The 19397-nt window shown below is 69.6% G+C and carries 15 protein-coding genes and 3 pseudogenes; 10 read left to right on the top strand and 8 right to left on the bottom strand.

Annotated elements, in window-relative coordinates; all coding sequences use genetic code 11:
- Positions 1-111 precede the first annotated feature (111 nt).
- The gene (locus OIC96_RS02760) at positions 112-780 is read right to left on the bottom strand and encodes a TetR family transcriptional regulator (RefSeq protein WP_330310403.1); all 669 of its coding nucleotides are present in this window, start codon (positions 778-780) and stop codon (positions 112-114) included.
- Positions 781-1220: 440 nt separating this feature from the next.
- On the opposite strand from OIC96_RS02760, the gene OIC96_RS02755 reads away from it, so the two are divergent.
- Both OIC96_RS02755 and OIC96_RS02750 read left to right on the top strand, forming a co-directional pair.
- Entirely contained in the window at positions 1221-2150 is a 930-nt protein-coding gene (locus tag OIC96_RS02755; protein WP_330309491.1) for an LAETG motif-containing sortase-dependent surface protein, read from the top strand.
- 169 nt (positions 2151-2319) lie between these two features.
- Positions 2320-3534 carry a right-handed parallel beta-helix repeat-containing protein gene (locus OIC96_RS02750; RefSeq protein WP_330309492.1) on the top strand — a complete coding sequence of 405 codons (1215 nt, stop codon included), beginning with the start codon at positions 2320-2322 and terminating at the stop codon, positions 3532-3534.
- Positions 3535-3559: 25 nt separating this feature from the next.
- Here OIC96_RS02750 and OIC96_RS02745 read toward each other — a convergent pair whose 3' ends face one another.
- Complete coding sequence (locus tag OIC96_RS02745) at positions 3560-3916, bottom strand: luciferase domain-containing protein (protein ID WP_330309493.1); 357 nt, start codon at positions 3914-3916, stop codon at positions 3560-3562.
- A gap of 462 nt (positions 3917-4378) precedes the next feature.
- Here OIC96_RS02745 and OIC96_RS49795 point away from each other — a divergent pair.
- The 3 genes and pseudogenes from OIC96_RS49795 to OIC96_RS02740 all read left to right on the top strand — a co-directional run.
- Positions 4379-4687, top strand: a pseudogene (locus OIC96_RS49795) (SDR family NAD(P)-dependent oxidoreductase); the annotation flags it as partial.
- A 15-nt stretch (positions 4688-4702) separates the two neighbouring features.
- A pseudogene (locus OIC96_RS49790) lies at positions 4703-4769 on the top strand (hypothetical protein); the annotation flags it as partial.
- Positions 4770-4897: 128 nt separating this feature from the next.
- Positions 4898-6400 (top strand): amino acid permease, encoded by a 1503-nt coding sequence (locus OIC96_RS02740; protein ID WP_330310404.1) that lies wholly within the window; start codon positions 4898-4900, stop codon positions 6398-6400.
- Positions 6401-6507: 107 nt separating this feature from the next.
- Here the strand turns inward: OIC96_RS02740 and OIC96_RS02735 are convergent, their stop codons facing one another.
- The gene (locus tag OIC96_RS02735; protein ID WP_330309494.1) at positions 6508-7188 is read right to left on the bottom strand and encodes a DUF6445 family protein; all 681 of its coding nucleotides are present in this window, start codon (positions 7186-7188) and stop codon (positions 6508-6510) included.
- Between the two features lie 66 nt (positions 7189-7254).
- On the opposite strand from OIC96_RS02735, the pseudogene OIC96_RS02730 reads away from it, so the two are divergent.
- Both OIC96_RS02730 and OIC96_RS02725 read left to right on the top strand, forming a co-directional pair.
- Positions 7255-7362: pseudogene (locus OIC96_RS02730) on the top strand (50S ribosomal protein L32); the annotation flags it as partial.
- 68 nt (positions 7363-7430) lie between these two features.
- On the top strand, positions 7431-7823 hold the full coding sequence (locus tag OIC96_RS02725) for an SCO5389 family protein (protein ID WP_330309495.1): 393 nt from the start codon (positions 7431-7433) through the stop codon (positions 7821-7823).
- A gap of 52 nt (positions 7824-7875) precedes the next feature.
- On the opposite strand, the gene OIC96_RS02720 is transcribed toward OIC96_RS02725, so the two are convergent.
- Complete coding sequence (locus OIC96_RS02720; protein ID WP_330309496.1) at positions 7876-10338, bottom strand: SpoIIE family protein phosphatase; 2463 nt, start codon at positions 10336-10338, stop codon at positions 7876-7878.
- A 204-nt stretch (positions 10339-10542) separates the two neighbouring features.
- Between OIC96_RS02720 and OIC96_RS02715 the strand changes: the two genes are divergently transcribed.
- Together OIC96_RS02715 and OIC96_RS02710 are read left to right on the top strand one after the other, a co-directional pair.
- On the top strand, positions 10543-11634 hold the full coding sequence (locus tag OIC96_RS02715) for a substrate-binding domain-containing protein (protein ID WP_330309497.1): 1092 nt from the start codon (positions 10543-10545) through the stop codon (positions 11632-11634).
- A 114-nt stretch (positions 11635-11748) separates the two neighbouring features.
- Positions 11749-12675, top strand: coding sequence for an alkaline phosphatase family protein (locus OIC96_RS02710; RefSeq protein ID WP_330309498.1), 927 nt, complete (start codon positions 11749-11751; stop codon positions 12673-12675).
- Here OIC96_RS02710 and OIC96_RS02705 read toward each other — a convergent pair.
- Positions 12662-15118 (bottom strand): polysaccharide lyase 8 family protein, encoded by a 2457-nt coding sequence (locus tag OIC96_RS02705; RefSeq protein WP_330309499.1) that lies wholly within the window; start codon positions 15116-15118, stop codon positions 12662-12664. The genes OIC96_RS02710 and OIC96_RS02705 overlap by 14 nt on opposite strands.
- 173 nt (positions 15119-15291) lie before the next feature.
- Between OIC96_RS02705 and OIC96_RS02700 the strand changes: the two genes are divergently transcribed.
- The gene (locus OIC96_RS02700; RefSeq protein WP_330309500.1) at positions 15292-16014 is read left to right on the top strand and encodes a peptidoglycan-binding domain-containing protein; all 723 of its coding nucleotides are present in this window, start codon (positions 15292-15294) and stop codon (positions 16012-16014) included.
- A 45-nt stretch (positions 16015-16059) separates the two neighbouring features.
- On the opposite strand, the gene OIC96_RS02695 is transcribed toward OIC96_RS02700, so the two are convergent.
- The 3 genes from OIC96_RS02695 to OIC96_RS02685 all read right to left on the bottom strand — a co-directional run bounded on the left by OIC96_RS02695 (position 16060) and on the right by OIC96_RS02685 (position 19276).
- Positions 16060-16614 carry an isochorismatase family protein gene (locus tag OIC96_RS02695; protein WP_330309501.1) on the bottom strand — a complete coding sequence of 185 codons (555 nt, stop codon included), beginning with the start codon at positions 16612-16614 and terminating at the stop codon, positions 16060-16062.
- Between the two features lie 347 nt (positions 16615-16961).
- Positions 16962-17825 (bottom strand): alpha/beta fold hydrolase, encoded by an 864-nt coding sequence (locus OIC96_RS02690; RefSeq protein ID WP_330309502.1) that lies wholly within the window; start codon positions 17823-17825, stop codon positions 16962-16964.
- 62 nt (positions 17826-17887) lie between these two features.
- A complete protein-coding gene (locus OIC96_RS02685) occupies positions 17888-19276 on the bottom strand; it encodes an SGNH/GDSL hydrolase family protein (RefSeq protein WP_330309503.1) in 1389 nt (462 codons plus the stop codon).
- Positions 19277-19397 lie beyond the last annotated feature (121 nt).

Genomic DNA, 19397 nt, shown 5'->3' with positions numbered 1-19397 from the left:
CGGCCGGAGTCTGAAGGTGCCCGGATCGCCGTGCACGACCACAGAGTATGGCACTCAGTGCCACTCGTAAAGGCACTCGGTACCCTCAATCTGGCCGGAGCGGGGGAGTGGTCAGTCCCGTCCGAGCGTGGTCTCGATCTCCTGGACGACGCGCCACATCGGCACTCCGCGCCGGGAGACGACGACCACCACGTCCTCCCGCTCCTCGTCCGCCGCGTCACCGGGCGGGCTCCCGAAGGTGTCCCGGACATACCCGAGCGCGTGGTCGACCGCCGCCGTCGCGTCGCCCTGCCCGTCCGAGCGCAGCCAGGAGCGCAGGGCGTTGTTGTGCGCGGCGACCACGGCCGCGGCGATGACGTCGGCCTGCAGCGTGCCGTCGCGCCGTCCGGCGAAGCGCCCGCGCAGATACTCGGCGAGGGCGCGCTCGTACCGCCAGACGACCGACAACTCGTACGCGCGCAGGCCGGGGACCTTCTTGGTGAGGCGGTAGCGCTGCACGGAGAACGTCGGGTTCTCGGCGTACATGCGCAGCACGAGCCGGGCGGCGCCGCAGACCCGCTGCACCGGGTCGTCCGCGTCGGCGCCGCCGCTCAGGAACGCCGTCATGTCGGCCAGGCAGCGCTCGTGGTCCGGGAAGACCACGTCCTCCTTGGACGGGAAATAGCGGAAGAACGACCGGCGGCCCACCCCGGCGAGCGTCACGATGTCGTCGACCGTGGTCTGCTCGTAGCCACGCTCTAGGAAGAGCTGGAAGGCCGCCGCGACCAGGGCGTCCCGCATCGGCGGCTTCACGGTCGTCGCGTCGGCGGGCTCGCGGCGCCGGGGTCCCTCGTTCATGAACGGGAAACTAGCATCGAAGCGAGAGCGATGGCACTCAGTGCGCACCCAGGAGGGAACTGAGTTCCTTGTGGTGTTCGCCGGCGTGACCGGCATGGTGCGCGGCCATGACGAGAGCCGGTGCATGCCCGCTCGGAGGTGTGGCCGACCGCTCCGGACCCTCTGATTCCTCATGTGCTCCAAATGTGATCGACCGTGAAGTCATCGTGTATTCAACGAGGTTGACAGCGTCTGCGCGGTGATCGACTATGTGGTCGAGCTGTGACCCATGTGACCAATGGGTTCAGTGTTTCTTCGACCACTTCCCCCGGTGCGGCCCCCGGCTGCCGCGTGCTGCCCTGCTGCCGTCGACCGGGGTTTCGCATCATCAAGATGGGATCTGCATGTCCATAGCGAGACGTGTCACCCTTCGCTGCCTGCTGGGGACGGGCGCGGCGGCGCTCGCCCTCTCAGCGGCCACGACCACCGCCTTCGCCACCGACAAGCCCGGTGGCGACGGATGGGACAAGGCCGCCGGCGGTTACGCCCCCGGACAGGGCGCGGGGACGGCGACCGCGACCGATCGCTGCCAGTTCTCCCTGGACGGGACGAACTTCTACGACTCGGTCCGCGTCGACGACGAGAACCTCAAGCCGACCGACGACGGCAAGGTCCACATCAAGGTCCGCACGGCGAGCGACGCGAGCACCTGCACCGCCTCGCTCGCCGCGTACCGCACCCACGGCGCCACCTTCAAGACCTCGGGTGTCCAGGTCTTCCACGACTTCGACTCCGTCACGGTCAAGCCGGGTGCCACCGACTCGCTCGACATCTCGGTGCCGGACGCCGGCTGCTTCGCGCAGATCGACCTCTACCGTGGCGCCGTCAAGTTCGACGGCAAGTACGACGCCAATGACGGCTTCGAGCACGGTGACCTGCCCGCGGGCCCGGACCACGCGGTCATCAAGGACAAGCTGATCATGGCGTGGAACGGCGGCAAGAACGACTGCACGTCGCAGCCGACCACTCCGGAGACGACGCCGCCCGCCTCGACGACGCCCGCTGAGACGCCCGGCACCCCGACCGAGTCGACGCCCGCGACCACGGCCACGCCCTCGGCGTCCGAGTCGTCCGCGACCCCGTCGGAGTCCGAGTCGAGCGCCTCGTCGGTTCCCTCGCCCAACGGCGGCTCGTCGACCACGCCCGGCGACCTCGCGGAGACCGGCGGCGGCAACACCCTGCCGATCGCGGCCGGCGCCGTGGCGGTCCTCGCGGCCGGTGCCGCGATCACCGTCGCCACCCGCCGTCGGCGCTCGACGGGCACCCGTTCCTGACGATCGTCGTCATCGGCCCTCGATGACCTGTTGACGAGCCCCGGCACTCGCCGCGTACGTGAGTGCCGGGGTCTCGTCTTTCGGCGCGGGCAGCCAGGGCGGCAACCTTCGCCCCGCGTGCGACCACTGACCGGGTGACCAGCAGTCGGGCACCGCAACGGGAGGTCGTATGAGAGCCGCAGGCAGGTTCAAGAGGGCAGCGCTGGGGGCAGCCGCACTGGCAGTGGGGGCGGTGGTGGTGCCGACGCAGGCGTCCGCCGCCGCGGTGCCGACCATCGTGGTGGCAGTGAACGGCGACGACGCGGCCGCCGGCACGCCGGATCACCCGTTACGGACCATCCAGAAGGCAGTGGACAAGGCGAAGCCCGGCGATGTCATCGCCGTACGCGGGGGGACGTACGCGCTCACCGACAACATCACCATCGCCACGTCGGGCACCGCGTCCCAGCCGATCACCCTGGGCGCGTACCCGGGCGAGCGCGTGGTCGTCGACGGAGAGGCGCTGCCGGCCAGCCACACACCCGTCGGCGGCAGCATCCCGCGTGCCGAGCGCGGTGCCCTCCACCAGGAGGCCTCGTACTGGCGGATCTCCGGCCTGGAGATCGTGAACGGCCCGTACGGCGTCTACTGCGACAGCTGCGGCAACAACGTCTTCGCACGGCTCGCCACCCACGACAACTACGAGTCCGGCTTCCAGCTCCAGGGCACGTCCAGCAACAACCAGATCCTGGACCTGGACAGTTACGCCAATCGCGACCCGCGCAAGAACGGCGAGAGCGCGGACGGCCTGGCCATCAAGGAAGGCAGCGGGACCGGCAACGTGGTGCGCGGCGCCCGGCTCTGGAACAACGTCGACGACGGCTTCGACGCCTGGAAGTTCACCTCGCCGATCCTCATCGAGAACACCATCGCGTACGGCAACGGCTTCAACCGCTGGAACTTCCCCGACTTCGCGGGCGACGGCAACGGTTTCAAGCTCGGTGGCGGCAGCCCGGCCCCGGCGGTGGCTCATACCGTGCGCAACTCGATCTCGTTCAAGAACGCGGCGCACGGCTTCACCGACAACGGCAATCCGGGTGCCCTCGCCCTGTCCCGCGACACGGCGTTCGGCAACCAGGGCACGGGCTTCGACGCCGACGTCCCGGCCTCGAAGGCGGTACTCACCGCCAACCTGTCCCTCGCGGACGGCCGCGCGGTCGCCCTCGCCTCCACCGCCACTTCCAGCGGCAACTCCTGGGACCTGGGCGGCACGTGGAACGCCGCCTCCGTCCTGAGTACGGATCCGAGCGCGATCACCGGCGCACGCGGCTCCGACGGCTCCCTCCCGTCCGCACCGGCCTTCCTCGTCCCGCGCGACGGCACCGAGATCGGCGCCCGCTTCTGAGTGCCGATGCCGATGATCGAGGGGCTCACTGGTCGTTGCAGCTCGCCGACGGCGTATCGACGGGAACCGGACTTGTCTGGTGGGCCTGGAGCGCGAGGCTCACCAGGGTCAGCAGAAGGTCGATGTCCGTGTCGACTTCGAGGTGAATCGTCACCCACCGCGAGCCGGGCACCATCCGGACCGCGGTCGCGCCCTTGAGGTGGTCCTCGAAGCGGCGGATGGCCCGGACCGTGAGGTGCAGGTCGACGTCGTGGTCCGTATGGAAGTGGACGATCTCGCTCTGGGCCGAGCAGAGCGCTCGGCCCGTGCCGCAACTCGGCTGGGCCTCCGCGAGGTCCGGCCAGTTCGCCAGCCGCGTCATGGCTCTCAAGGCCAATGTCATGCTGCCATCATGACCAGCTCACCACACGGCCACCAGGGATTGAGGAAGACGTAACCAGGCCGTAGCGCCCGAATGTCCGGATACGGACTCGGAATCAGCGGGCGCTACGGCGTCGGACCCCCTGGCCCACCGGGTCAGGCCGGGGTGACCTCGAACGGCAGCCGCTTGATGCCGTTGACGAGATTCGAGCGGACGCGCGGTACCTCGCCGGCGACGCGGATGCCGGCGAAGGTGACATGGCAACTCCGACCACGACCACCCCCTCCGCCGTCCCGAGGGGCCGTGTCGGGTACAAGGTCTGCGTCGTGAGGGCGGAAAAGTTCTGTGTGCAGACCTTTCGGAGAAGACCGCGAAAGAGACGGCGGTGGAGTTCGCCGCCGCTGACGAAGTGGCCGCGTGGCGCGGTGTCGACGTCTCCTCCAGCGTCGAGGCCCACGCGAAGACTGACGCCGTGGCCTCCCGCTGGGAAGGGGTAGATGCCCTGGTCACAAAGCCGGAGTCAATCTGCCGGGGCTGCCGCACGAAGTCCCCGACGACATCATCGACAAGACGCTCGATGTGAATGTGAAGGGTCGATTGTACGGCTGTCGCGCGGTCGTCCCGCACATGCTTGCCATGGGCGGCGGCTCGATCGTGAACATCTCCAGCGTCAATGGTCTGGTCAGCGAGCCCTTTCTCACTGTTTACTCTGCGTCCAAAGGTGCCAGTGTGATGCTCACCAAAGGGGTGGCGCTGGACTACGTCAAGCAGGGCATCCGCTGCAACGTGATCTGCCCTCTTCCTCGCTTCCGACGAGGCGAGCTTCATGACCGGCAGTGTCGTCGCGGTCGACGGCGGCATGACCTCGCAGTAACCGCCGCACACCGTCCGCGCCGTACACCCTCCCAACCGGCCCAGCAGACAAGGGGATCACCCGTGGCTTCGGACAACACCCTGGACAAGGCCGGATCGCCCGATCCGGTCGACACCGCAGCACCCAAGATGACCGAGGACGAGGCCCGGCTCCACGAGCTCGGCTACGCGCAGGAACTCGAGCGCAGCATGTCGCCGTTCTCGAACTTCGCCGTCTCGTTCACGATCATCTGCATCCTCTCCGGCTGTATGACGCTCTACGGCTTCGGCATGAACACCGGCGGTCCGGCCGTCATGGTGTGGGGCTGGCCGATCGTGGGTCTCCTCACCCTCACCGTCGGCCTGGGCATGGCCGAGGTGTGTTCCAGCTATCCGACCGCGGGTGGCCTCTACTACTGGGCGGCCAAGCTCGCCAAGAGCAATGGCCCGGCCTGGGCCTGGTTCACCGGCTGGTTCAACTTTCTCGGCCAGGTCGCGGTCACCGCGGGCATCGACTTCGGGCTGGCGCAGTTCCTCAACGCCTTCCTGGACCTTCAGTTCGGCTTCACCGCCACCCCCGGCCACACGGTGCTCCTCTTCGGCATCACCCTGCTGGTCCACGCGCTGCTCAACGTGCGCGGCGTCAAGCTCGTCGCCCTGCTCAACAACATCAGCGTGTGGTGGCAGGTCATCGGTGTGGCGGTCGTCGTGCTCGCGCTGGTGTTCCTCCCCGACCACCACCAGTCGGCGGGCTTCGTCTTCGGGCACTTCGTCAACAACACCGGCTGGGGATCCGGCCTGTACGTCTCCCTGCTCGGCCTGCTGCTCGCCCAGTACACCCTGACCGGCTTCGACGCCTCCGCCCACATGACCGAGGAGACCCACGACGCGGCCCGCTCCGGCCCGCGCGGCATCGTCAACTCGATACTCGTCTCGCTGGTCGCCGGCTGGATCCTGCTGATCGGCGTCACCTTCGCCATCCAGAGCTACGACGGCGCGCTCGGCAGCAGCACCGGAGTACCCCCGGTCCAGATCTTCCTCGACGCCCTGGGTGACACCGGCGGCAAGCTGCTGCTCCTCATCGTCATAGGGGCCCAGTTCTTCTGCGGGATGTCCTCCGTGACCGCCAACTCCCGCATGATCTACGCCTTCTCGCGGGACGGCGCACTGCCGGGCTCGAAGATCTGGCACCGGATCAGCGACCGCACCCGCACCCCGTCCAACGCGGTGTGGCTCGCCTCCGGCGGCGCCTTCCTCCTCGGCCTTCCCTATCTGATCAACCCCACCGCGTACGCCGCCGTCACCTCGATCGCCGTCATCGGCCTCTTCATCGCGTACGTCATCCCCATCTACCTGCGGCTGCGTCAGGGCGACGACTTCGCCGCCGGGCCCTGGAACCTGGGCCGGTGGAGCAAGCCCATCGCGGTGATCGCCGTCGGCTGGGTCGCCTGCGTCACCATCCTGTTCATGCTGCCGCAGGCAAGCCCGGTCACGGCCAAGACCTTCAACTACGCGCCGGTCGCGGTCGCCGTGGTGGTGGGCTTCGCCGGCGCCTGGTGGCTGCTCTCCGCCCGCAAGTGGTTCAACGGCCCCAAGGTCCAGGGCAGCGCGGCCGAGCTGGCCTCCATCGAACGCGAGCTCATGGGCGGCTGACACGCGCTCATGAAAGGCGGCCGAAGCTCGCACGCGACGCCGAGCGGCCCCGGACTCAAAAGTCCGGGGCCGCTCGGCGTCGCGGGCCATCCCTACGGGATACGGGATCAGGCCATCCAGAAGAAGACCGCGGTCATCCGCTTGTCCTCCATGGTGCTGCCGCAGTACTCGGTGGCGCTGTGCATCAGGTTGGCGTTGTAGAGCAGCAGCCGGTTGTACCGGTGCGGTACGCGGATGTCCTCGACGAAGGAGTCCGGCGGGACGAAGCGCGTACCCAGCGCCTCGACCAGGTTGTTGTGCGGCGCGGTCACCACGTTCCCGCCCAGTCGGCCGCCGGGCAGGTTCTGCCGGTAGAAGCTGGTCCCGCAGTCCTTGGGAACGTTCGGGTTCAGATAGAGCACCGCGGCGTAACGGCAGAGCGCGCGTGAGTCGGTGTGGGGACGCGGCTCTCCCTCGTCCTTGCCGACCACCTGGATGCAGTTGTGGTTGAGGGTGGCGCCGGACGGCGTTGCCTGCTGCCACAGCTTCTGGGCGCCGGTGGCCTTCTTCACCAGTCGCTCTACGCGCGTCAACTCCTCCGGTTCGAGCCCGGGCATCGTCCGCAGACCGGGCCAGCTCTCCGAGGTGTACGGAAAGCCCTTGACCCAGTCGTCCTTGGCGACGCACCGGGCCCGGACGGCATCCATGTCGGGCAGCACGTTGTCGAAGACCCAGTAGTCGCGATCGCGGGTGGGTTTCCGATAGGGGAGGACCGGGAGTGCCGGTGTTCTCGGAGGTTGTGGGGGCATGCGCCAGACCATATAGACGCGTGCGTCAGTGATCGCCAGCGATTTGGTCAATCTTCCGTCAACTCGGCGTGTTCGCCCCAGCTCGCGCCGGTCACCGTCGACGGCTCCTCCTACCTCGTCCCGCAGCGACTGGCCAAGGCCTACGAGCGCGGGCTGCTGCGCCCGGAGGGCTGACGTGCGCGCCGCCTTCGTCGGTAAGGGCGGCAGCGGAAAGACCCTCTAGCGACAGGACCGCCTTCCTCATGTCACTCGACGTCTCCCCGAAGCTGCTCGCCGAAGCCGAACACGGTCAGGTCCGCGAAGAGGACTTCGTGGAAACCGTTCGTACGTCCCTGCCGTACGCGTACGACCTCATCGCCGGCCTGGTCGGCGAACTCCGTGGCGGAGTGAGGGAGTTCGCCGACAACCACACCCCGCCGCCCTCCGAGAAGGAGCGGGGGCAGCTGTTGCGGGCGCTGGCCAGTGACGCGATCCGCGGCAGTCTGGAACGGCATTTCGGGGTGACCTTGGCCTTCATGAACTGCCACCGGGTCGCGGTCTTCCGTCCCGAGGCCCAGGGCGGAGACACCCATGCCCGCTTCATCTCCCTACGTTCGCAGATCCTCAACCAGTCACCCGAGTTCCGCGACTGCTGACTCCCGCGAGCCACCGGTTCGTCGCCGGAGACGTCAGCCGTCGCCGGATACGTCAGATCGGTGGCTCAGTGAGGGACTGCTCGGCCCAGATGATCTTCCCCTCCGGGGTGTAGCGGGTGCCCCACCGCTGGGTGACCTGGGAGATCAGGAACAGACCCCGGCCGCCCTCGTCGGTCGTCTTCGGATGGCGCAGATGAGGGGCGGTGGCGCCACCGTCGGACACCTCGCAGATCAGGGTCTGTTCGGTGATCAGTCGCAACCGGATCGGGCCGGAGGCGTGCCGGATGGCGTTGGTGACGAGTTCGCTCACGACCAGTTCGGTGGTGAACGCCAGCTCGTCCAGGCCCCAGACGGAGAGCTGCGCGGTCGTCGCCTTCCGGGCATCGGCGACCACGGCCGGGTCGAGCGGCAGGTCCCACGTCGCGACCTGTTCGGTTCCCAGACGCCGGGTGCGGGCCATCAACAGCGCCACGTCGTCGTACGGACGCGTCGGCACGAGATCGTCCACGATGGTGCGGCACAGTCCGTCGAGCGGCTGCGGGTGCGCGGCCAGCGCGCGGCGCAGCCGCTCCCGGCCCGCCTCCGGATCCCGTCCGGTACGAGGAGTGGCGATCAGACCGTCGGTGTGCAGGGCGAGCACACTGCCCTCCGCCAGGGTCAACTCAAGCGATTCGAAGGGCAGTCCGCCCACACCGAGTGCGGGACCGTGGGGGAGGTCGGCGAACGTCACGGTGCCGTCGGGGCTGACGATCGCGGGCGCGGGATGGCCCGCGCCCGCCATGGAGCACTGTCCGCTCACCGGGTCGTACACCACGTACAGACAACTCGCGCCCACCGCCTGCATGCCGCTCGTCAGGGTGTCCGCACCCGAGCCCTCCTCCCGGGCGGCGCGGCTGACCAGATCGTCGAGGTGGGCGAGCACCTCCTCGGGGGGCAGGTCCAGGTCGGCGAGGGTCTGCACGGCGGCCCGCAGCCGTCCCATCGCGGCGGCGCCGTCGATGCCGTGCCCGGCGACCTCGCCGACCACCAGGGCCACCCGCGTGCCGGACAGGGGGATGACGTCGAACCAGTCGCCCGCGAGTCCCGTCAGTTCGTCGGCGGGCCGGTAGCAGGCGGAGACCTCCACCGCGCCCTGCTCGGGGAAACGGTGGGGGAGCAGATTGCGCTGCAGGACAAGGGCGGCGTCGCGCTCGCGGGTGTACCGGCGGGCGTTGTCCACGCACAGGGCCGCCCGGCCGACGAACTCCTCGGCCAGGCCCAGATCGTCCTCGTCGAACGGGTCCTGGCGGCCGCGCCGGAAGAACGTGGTGATGCCCAGGGTGATTCCGCGGGCGCGGAGGGGCACGATCATGACGCTGTGCAGCCCCAGCTCGAGGAAGGAGGCGGCCCGCCCTTCGAGGGCGCCCGTGGCCCACTCCCTGGCCAGCGGGTCCAGCCGCTCCTCGCGCCAGGACTCGCCGTCGGCCAGACACCGGATCGGGGGAGACCCGGCAGGGTAGCGGGCCACGTCGCCGACCTTCACGACGCTCTCGGGAACCCCGCCCCGCACCGACTGATGCCCGGCGCGCCGCAGCGGCACCGCGTCCGTGTCGTCCTGTGGACCGGGCGCGGGTTCGACTCCCCGGAGGACGGAATCCAGCAGGTCCACGGCGACCAGGTCGGCCAGCCCCGGCACCGCCACGTCGGCCAGTTCCTGCGCGGTCTGCAGAACGTCCAGGCTGCGGCCGATGTGCTCACCGGCCCGGTCGAGGAGAGCGAGCCGCCGCCGGGCGCGGTAACGTTCCGTGACGTCGACGACGGTGTAGTAGACGCCGATCGGGTTGCCGCGGTCGTCCTCCAGCCGGATGAACGACAGCGAATGGGCTGTCTCGCGGTGCGGCGCGGACCGTATCCGGCCCACATGCTCGTAGGCGACCACCGGATCACCGGTCTCCAGAGCCCGGCGCATCTGCGCCTCGAGCCGCTCGGCGTCCAGGCCGGGCTGCACATCGGCGAGTCTCCGGCCCAGCCGCTGCTGCGGCGGGCCCCCGCCGAACTGCTCCAGCGCCGCGTTCGACCACACATACCGCAGGTCCGTGTCCACGATCGCGATGCCCACCGGCGAGCGCGTGGCCATCCGCTCCAGCACCGACCGGCTCATGTCCCAGCCGGGACCGCCCGCCAGATCCGCGAGCAGCACCACCCAGTGCGCGGGCCCGTCGCTGCGCTGGACCGGAACGACCCGCACCATCAGCAGGACCGCGTGCCCGTCCCGGTGCCGCGCGGACATCAGTCCGGTCCAGCCGCTGCCTTCGTCGCACCCCTCGGCCAGCTCCGGGATCCGCGCCGCGTCCTCGGGGAGCAGCAGATCGGCAGCGCGCCGTCCCAGCACCTCGGCGGCCGGGTACCCCAGCAGCCGCTCGGCGTCCGCGGTCCAGCTGGTGACCGCCATCCGGGCGTCGAGCAGCAGTGGCGCGGCGTCCGCCATGTCGAAGCGCCGACGGGCCAGCACATCTCGTTCCTCGCTCGCACCCACTGCGACCCTCTCCGCTCCCCGAAGGTGGTCTTACCCCGTGGCGCCCATTCTTCACGTTGTATGACCAACGCGAGGGATGTCCGGGCTTGTCTGATCGTATCGATCGAAATGATCGATACGATTGTGGGCGTACAGTGAGCACACGGGATCACGCTCCGCGATCGCCCGTAGTTCGTCCGTCCGGCCTTGCCTCAGGGGGAGCCCATGCGACTGCACGTCGACCAGCGCCATGAGCGGGTGCTCGAACTCGTCCGGGAACGCGGCAGCCTCCGGGTCGCCGACCTCGCGGCCGAACTCGGCGTCTCCGCCGTGACCTTGAGGCGTGACGTGGAGGCGCTCGCCGCACAGGGCCGGGTGCGGCGGCTGCACGGCGCGGTGGTGTGGCCGGGCGACGCGGCCGCCGAGGCCCAGCCCCGGCAGGAGTCCGCCGAGGGTGCCGTGATCGGAATGATCGTCCCGACCACCACCAACATCTTCGCCGACATCGTCCGCGGGGCCCGCGAGGCCATCGGGGCCCAGGGCGGCCGCCTGGTTCTCGGGATGACCGGATATGTCGACTCCGAGGACGCCGTACAGGCGGAACACCTGATCGCGGGCGGTGCGGAGGGGCTGCTCGTGGCGCCCAGCTGGTTCGGCGGCGTGCCCCTGGGCGGCCAGGAGAAGTGGCTCCTCGAATGCACGGTGCCGACCGTCCTGGTCGAGCGTTCCGCGCCGGCCGGGAACCCCGCGGCGGGCCTCGACCGGGTGCGCACGGACCGGGCGCACGGCGCCGCCGTGGCCGTCGGTCACTTCGCGTCCCTCGGACACCACAGGATCACCGCGGTGCTCCAGGAGGGCCCGCACGCCACGCAGATCTCGGCGGGCTATCTGGCGGCCGTGCAGTCCCTGGGGCTGGACGTCGACTCCGGTGCGCCGTCGGTCCGCGAGCACGGGGACTACGAGGCCAGCATCGACTATCTCGTCGAGGCCGTGGAGAAGCGCGGCGTGACGGCGGCGCTCGTACACAGCGACGAGGACGCGATCGTGCTGGTGCCCAAGCTCCAGGCGCGCGGTATCAGGGTGCCCGAGGACCTCGCGCTGATCGCGTACGACGACGAGGTGGCGGGCCTCTCGGACGTCCCCCTCACGGCGATCGCCCCGCCCAAGCGCTCGGTGGGGGAACTGGCCGCGAAGCTGCTGCTCCAGCGGCTCGCGGAGCGCACGAGTGGGCGGCGCCCGGCGCCCCGTCAACACCTCGAACTTCTTCCCGAGTTGAGAATCCGTTCCTCCTGCGGCGGTGAAGCGCTCGACTCATGAGCGTTGCGCGATCGTTTTGATTGTCTCGGTCGAACGCTCTTGACTCTGATCGTATGCGCACAAAAGATGTCCTGCGTCCACCTCTTCCGCACGAGGTCTCGTAGGAGCCGTGCCATGTCGCGCACTTCTGAGGGAATGCCCTTGCCTTCCTCTGTCGTCCCCCGCGTTCTGGTCGTCGGCATCGACGGCGTCCGCCTCGATACGCTGCGCCGCCTTCCGACCCCGCACCTGGACGCCCTCGCGGCCGACGGCTTCCTCGCGCCGATCGAGGTCGACGACCGCACGCCCACGATGTCGGGCCCCTGCTGGGCGACGATCCTCACCGGAGTGGGCGTCGAGAAGCACGGCGTGTGGAGCAACGACTTCACCGGCCACCGCCTCGACGTCTTCCCCGAATTCGCCACCCGGCTCGCCGCGCAGAGCGGCCGGCGCACCTTCGTCGCGGCGGGCTGGCAGCCGCTCATGCAGGTTCGCGACGGTGGCCCGCTCTTCCGCGCTCCGTCCAGGAGCACCTACGTCTCCCCGGTCGCGGACACCCCCGAAGCATGGGAGACCTGTGACGAGCGGATCACCGAGGAGGCGGTGCGCGTCCTCGGGGGCGACGACATGGACGCGTCGTTCGTCTACCTCGGTTCTCCCGACGAGACCGCGCACTTCGTCGGCTGCGGCGACGCGTACGAGGCGGCGGTGCTGCGCGCCGACGAACGCGTGGGGCGCCTGCTGAACGCCGTGCGCTCGCGGCCCGCGTACGACAGTGAGCGGTGGACGTTCCTTGTCGTCACCGACCACGGCCATGTCGACGCGGGCGGCCACGGCGGCCGCTCCGAGGAGGAACGCACCGCCTGGCTGATCGCCACCGGCCCCGGCCTCCGCGCGGCACCCGAGCGGATACGCCATGTCGACGTCGCCGCCCAGGTGTTCGCGTCCCTGGGCGTCGACGCCGACCGGCACTGGACGCTCGACGGCCGGCCGTTGCAGCAGTACCGCCGAGCCTCACACGAGTTCGGCTCGGCCGATTCCCTTCGGCTCAGCCGAGCTTGACGGTGATCTTCTGGGTGACGCCCGCGGTGGTGCTGAGGTCGCCGAAGGTGAGCGTCAGGGAGGAGCCGGTGGTCGCCGAGGTGACCGTGGACGGCTTCGAAGTCACCGAGGAGACCGCCCTGTTCCAGGTGAGGGTGAGGCTGGTCTGCATGCGCATCGGGTCGCTGACGCAGATCACCGCGGTGCCGTCGCTCTTCTCGTTGATCATCACGCAGCACGGATTGCTCGCCGTGAGATCGCCGACCGTGCCGCCGAACCAGAAGTTGACACCGGTGAAGCCGAGCGAAGGAACGCTCACACCCTGCTGGCTGTCCGTGTTGGCGAGGATCGTCAGCCAGCTCGTCGCGGCGGCGCGGGTCTGGGTCTCGGCGGCGGTGGCGCCCGGCATGACCAGATAGCCGTACGTGGCGGCCGTCGGGTCGGTGCCGTGGTCGACGTACATCGTCAGGTACTTGCGGTTCAGGACGGTCGTCGCGCCGCCCTTGTTGATGGCGCTCCATGTGCCGTCGCGGGCGTCGCGCAGCGCCTTGACGGTGGCCCCGCCGGGGAAGACATAGCCGCCGTGGCCGCCGATGTGCGCCCAGGTCGCGCCGGTGAGCGTCTCCGACCAGGGGTAGGCGGTGGACTTGACGGTGCCGTCCACCGTGAAGGCGCTGCTTCCGGTGGGCCCGAGGTTGCGGTTCTCGACCGTCGACTCCACGGCCGTGCCGTCCGTGCACTTGATCCCCGCGCCGAGACACACGATCGAGTCGTCCAGACAGAACCACGACTTCTTCGCCAGCAGTGTGCTCTGCAGGCCCTTGAGGTACTGGCCGATCGCGGCCCGCTGCCCGTCGGTGGTGCCACCGACCCAGTTGACGTCCGGCAGGGAGGCGCCCCAGTCACCGCCCGCCGCGTCCGCGAGGACCTTGCGGGAGGCCGTGATGCCCGGCAGACGATACGGGTCGACGGTGGGCCAGAACGCGTCACTGTACTGGCCGTTGCAGAAGGTGTCGCCCCACCAGTAGAGCACTCCGGAACCGGTGTGCCAGCCGTGCAGATTCTCGCCGTTGCCCGTCTCGTAGTACGTGATCCGCCGGTCCGCCATGCTGATCGACGCGGCCCAGCCGGGGCGGCGGTGGGTGGCCCGGGACATGTTGGTGAACAGCCGGTGCCCGGTCGGCTCGGCGATCGCGGAGACCGTGGTGTCGTCCTGAACTCCCTTGAGCCGGGCCAGATGTGTGAGGCCCAGCGAGGGGTCACTCATGGGCGGGCTGTAGTAGTCGCGCTGCATCCAGCCCTTCACCAGACCGCGCCAGCGGGCGTTCTCCGTGCTGCTCGCCCCCTGCCCGAGCAGCACGATCGACGCGAGGATCGGATGACCGCGCCGGTGGTCGTCCTGCTGGATCTGCTTGGCGTCGGACGCGGACAGGCCGCGACTGATCGCCCGCCCGGACACGCCGTCCATGACGAGACCGTTGTAGAGGAACGGCGCCCAGGCGTTCTCCACCGCGTCGAACACGATCTGCCGGCCCGAGTCGGTGACTTCCCACGTGGACCCGGCAAGCAGCGCGAAGAGCATCCCGAGCCCGCCCAGCAGCACCGAACCGTACGAACCGGTGTAAGGGACGGTGGTGTGCTGGACGAACGAGCCGTCGGTGTACAGCCCGTCCCCGCTGCTGACGTACGGGAAGACGGGCGAGAGCGCGTCCCGGGCCAGCGCGATCTTCGCGGAGCTCGCGCCGACGACCCCGCGCAGGGCCAGTACCCGGCACAGGTCCACCCGGTTGGCACCCGTGCTCGTGCCGCTGTAGCTGGAGACCGCGGAGTCCGGCACGAAGTGGTCGACCGCGTTGACGTAGTTGGCGAGCTGCGCGGCCGACAGCTGGTCGTACATGAGCACGCACACGTCGAGCAGCGCCTGCGGTGCGCCGATCTGCCAGCTGTACCAGTTGCCGTAGCGGGTCTGGTTCTCGTTGTAGACCTCGGAGTAGAGGTGATCGAGACCGGTCAGGATGTCGTCCCGCAGGCCGCTGTCGCCGGTGAGTCCGGTGCCTGCCTGGGAGTAGGCCTGGGCGAGCGTGCTCAGCCGGTTGTAGCTGGAGTTGAGGTTGCCGGAGTAGCCGTACGACTCCTGGTCGGTGTCGGGCTCCGGATCGGCGTACACCAGATCCGGCCAGAGCGAGCCGGTCGTCGGTGCCATCGTCGACTGCAACTGGCTTGCGGTGGTGCCCAGTTCGGTGAGCCGGGTGGTGAAGGGCTCGGCGGTGGGACTGAATCCCTCGCCCAGGATCAGCGTGCGCCACTTCGCCCGCAGGGTCGCGAACTCGTCCGCGGCCTCAGCGGTCTGGGCGCTCTCGGCGGACGCGAGGGGTAGGGCATCGGCGGTGGTGTGCATCCCGAGCGCGAGCGCGGTACCGCTGCTTGCGGCCAGGAAGCCACGGCGTGACCAACGAGTCGTCATGACGGCGGTTTCTAGCACGCGGACGCTCAAACGCTCAACTACTCTTACCGAATTGAACGTATCGATCATTTGATGAGGTGTGGTCTCCGCTGAACCACTGGGCGCACACCCGCGTATCACTCCACGGGGATGGAGGGAGACCGCGCGCACGGAAGGAACGGAAGGAGAAGACCGTGTCGATACCGACCGAGCCCGGGCAGCCGGTGCGGCGCCCGGCGCTCGAACCCACCCACGTCCAGCGCCGCCGCCGCTCGCAGGCGCTCGCGGAACTGGTGAGGCAGGTGCGCGAGGACGACGGTGGAGCCGACTCGGACGAGGGGTACGAGTCGATCGCGGTCCCCTCGACCGCGACGAGGCTTCTGCCGCCCCCGGAGGAGTACGAGACGCAGGAACTGCCGCCGGTCCTGGCGGGGGAGAACTACGCCGGGGGCACAGCGGGGCAGTTCCCCGCGCCCGGGAGGCGGTACGGCGGCGGTCACGGACCCGGGCGCGGCTTCGGCCTGCGGCGCGCCGCGATCGCGGTCGCCGTCACGGCGGCGGCCCTGGTCGGCTTCGCCCTCGCACTCCTGCTGCCGGGCGGCGCCCAGGACGACGCACCCGCGACCGGGGCCCAGCCATCGACCACGCCCGCGGCCCGAGCCCCGTCCGGGGCAGCCGACCCGGACGGTACAGGCACCCTCCGCGAAGGAGACAGCGGCCCCGAGGTGACGGAGCTCCAGCAACGGCTGCTCCGCATCCCGAACGTCTACGACAACGGCACCACCAGCGGCACCTACGACGCCACCCTCACCGCCGCCGTCGCCCGCTTCCAACTCTGGTACGGCATCCGGGGCGACGAGACGGGCGTCTACGGCAACGACACCCGGGCCGACCTCGAATCCCGGACGGGGCAGTAGCGCCACCACGGTGTGACATGGCCTCTATGGGGGACGTCCTCGTCGTCAGGCGCTCCGGCCCGCGGCGAAGTCCACCTCCGAGGCGGGCAGCACACGGATGCTCCGCCCGGGGTAACCGATATGCCGGAAGAGCTCGTTGTGATGCGCGATCGACCGCTCGGGCGAGGCGAGCTCGCCCGTGTCGGGCCGGACGGACGTGGTGTGTCCGTCGGCGACGAGTACCAGGTCGTACCGGTGGCTCAAGGCCTGTCGTGCCGTGGTGTCGACGCACATCTCGGTGGCGAACCCGGTGACGACGACCTCGGTGACTCCCAGGGCCTTGAGGGTCTTGTCGAGGTCGGTGTCGAGGAAACCGTCCACCGCGGTCTTGTGGATGACCGTCTCGTCGTCGGCGGGGGCGAGAGCGGGCGCGACCCGCCAGCCCTCGGTCCCGGCCTCCAGACCGTCACCCCGGTGCTGGATCGTCACGATCGGCACACCGGCCGCCTTGGCGCGTTCACGCAACCCGGCGATCACGGTGACGGTCTCGGCGGCCCGGTGCGCGATGGCCACCAGCGTGTTCTGCATGTCGATGACGAGGAGGGCGGTGGTGTGAGGCATAGCGCCACGTTGACGTCCTCTCCAGCCCGAGGGCTGGAGATTCCGGTCCGTACCGCTTCGCGGTACCACCTTGGGTTCCTGCTTCACGGGTCCGCGCCGGTCCGTGAGGACCGGTCTTACCAGACCTCCACAGGCCTGACTTCCCGCCCGTCCGGCGGTAGGTCCGACAACTGCGTTGTCGGACAAGGCGATAGTGCCATGGTTCTGCGGCCCTCCGGGCCACCAGGGCGAGGATGCCCTACACCTCCACCCTGAAGGGTGGAGCACTGGGCAAGCGTTCGGTAGCGGCGCTCTACTCAGGGCGAGGTGCTCGGGAGGGGAACGGCCGGATGTCGTGGGCGTGATGGTCAGCCGGTGTGCGGTGCGCGGGTGAACTCCCGGATCAGCCTGGCGAGTTCCGCCGGCTGGTCCAGTGGGACGAGGGTGTAGCTGTCCGCGACCTCGGCCAGCCGGCCCTGCGGCAGGAGTGCGGCGAGGCGTCGGCCGTGCTCGGGCGGCATCACCCGGTCTTCGGCGGCCCAGACCACCAGGGCGGGACGCTTGAAGCCGGGCAGGCGTGCGGCTGTGGACAGCAGGAGGCCCGTGTCGGCCGCCGCGGCACGCAGGACGCGTACGGCGTCGCGGCGGATGTCGGGCTGCCGCAGGACCGGCCCGATCCAACGCGCTGTCGCCGCGTCCCCTCGTCGGGTCAGCCACCCGAAGGCGATCGGGAGCCGTCGGAGCATCCGGAGCCGCATCTGCTGCATGAAGAGCCCGAACAGCCGGGGCGGGAGCCTGCCGGAGAGCACGAGCGTTTTGCCCGTCAGCCCGGGCGGGAAGTTGTCGAACGCGTCGCACGAGACGAGAACGGCCCGGCCCACGCGATCCGCGCCGTCGCACATCAGCAGCTGGACGAGCGCCCCGCCGGTGTCATTGCCGACGAGGACGACATCCCGCAGGCCGAGACGGTCGAGGAACTCGGCGACCAGACGGGCCACCCCGGGCAGTGAAAGATCGGCGTCCGCGCGCATCGCCCGGCGATGGGCGCCGAGGGGGAGCGTCGGGACGACGCAGCGATGGTCGGCGGCGAGGTCCGCGACAGGCCCGTCCCACAGCGAGGCGTCCATCATCAGACCGTGCAGCAGCACCAGCACGGGACCGTCACCGCCGGTGTCCTCGTACTCGATCGTCCCGGCGGACAGCTCGATCGTGGCGCGGACCTTCTCCTGCATACGGGCCTCCTGTGAGTGTCTCCAACCAAGAGGACCCCAAGCGGCCGAAGTGTGACATCACTTCAGGACGGCGAGGCCTCATCGAGTCCGGAGTCCTTGGGGAGCGGCCCGGGCTGGAACAGCCGGGCAGGGACGGTGTCGGCGAGGAGCTGGTAGCCGGCCGGGTTGAGATGCAGATGATCACCGTCGTCGATCGTCGCCAGGAGCCGTACGGGTTGCAGCGGGTCTCGGGCCGCCTTGTCGAAGTCGACCACGGCATCGAAGCGGCCGCTGGTGCGAATCCACTGGTTGACGGCCTGCCGGGACGCCTCGCGGTACCCGTCCGCGTCGTCGTAGAGCGCGTTGCCTCCAAAGGGAGTCAGCGTGGCCCCGTACACCCGGATGCCCTGCGCGTGCGCCCTGACGACGATCTGGTCGTAGGCCGCGATCAGGTCGTCCGTGACCTGCTTCTGGGCGGCTTGCGTGGGCTCGGCGGTCCCGATGTCGTTGACGCCTTCGAAGACGAGCAGCCAGTTGACCCCGCTCTGCGCCAGCACGTCACGGTCGAGGCGCGCGAGCGCGCTCGGGCCCAGACCGTCGTTGAGCATCCGGTTGCCGCCCGCCGCCTGATTGAGGATCGCGGTGCCCGCCGTGTCTGCCTGGGACCGCAGGCGTTTGAGCAGCTGGTCCGGCCAGCGGTTGTTCCCGTTGGTCGTGGAGCCGCGGCCGTCCGTCAGCGAGTCGCCCAGCATGACGGCCGCCGCGGTGCCGGCCCTGGACCACGTCTCGACGCCGCTCAGGAAGTACCAGTGGTTGGCCGGCGTGGCGCCGGCCAAGTCGTCGTCCATGACGTGGTTCCCGGCCTGCAGGTAGGAGGTGGTTCGGGAACCGGGATGGGACGTGATGTCGTTGGACGCCTGCCCTTGGGCCAGGTACGTCGTCACGGTGAGATTGGAGCCCGGCTCCAGGTCGAAGTCCAGTGGATCGGAAACCATCTGCGCTCCGACCGGCACCACCACCGAGGACCGGCCGTGGAACGTCACCGACCGGGAGGTCCCCGGCCGGATCGCACTGACGCCCGCCCGTCCGTCGACCGGTAAGGCCACCGAGACGGCGGTGATCGGCAGCACCGCACCCCCGAACGCGTTCGAGAAGCGCAGTCTCATGTGCCGTCCGCCGACCGACACCTGGACGGTCTGCCGCACCGTGGCATCGGCCAGTACGAGCTTGTCCTGTGTGAACGGGCCGGGTGGCATGTTGCCGGGCTCCGTGAGCTGCGGCATGGACACCCAGGTGTTCACCCAACGCGCGTTCTCGCGTGGGGAGTCGGCCGTCTCGGCCGAGTGAGGAGTGGAGGTCGTGTGAGGAGCGGAGGCCGAGTGAGGAGTGAGGCCGGAGTGAGAAGTCAAGGCGGCGGAGGCCGCGAGAATCCCCGCGACCACGAGGCTCACTAGCGACGGTCTTCGATTCATGGATGGTGCGCCCTCCCTGTTTCCCGGGATTCCGGCGATGACACTGAACCGGTTCAGTGGCGCACCGTAAGGCATCTCGGCGGGGTCGGACGAGCGGAGAGACGAGATCGGCCGAATGTGA

It is taken from the genome of Streptomyces sp. NBC_00775 (assembly GCF_036347135.1).
GTDB lineage: Bacteria > Actinomycetota > Actinomycetes > Streptomycetales > Streptomycetaceae > Streptomyces > Streptomyces lutosisoli.
This window is presented reverse-complemented; position numbering and strand designations above follow the sequence as displayed.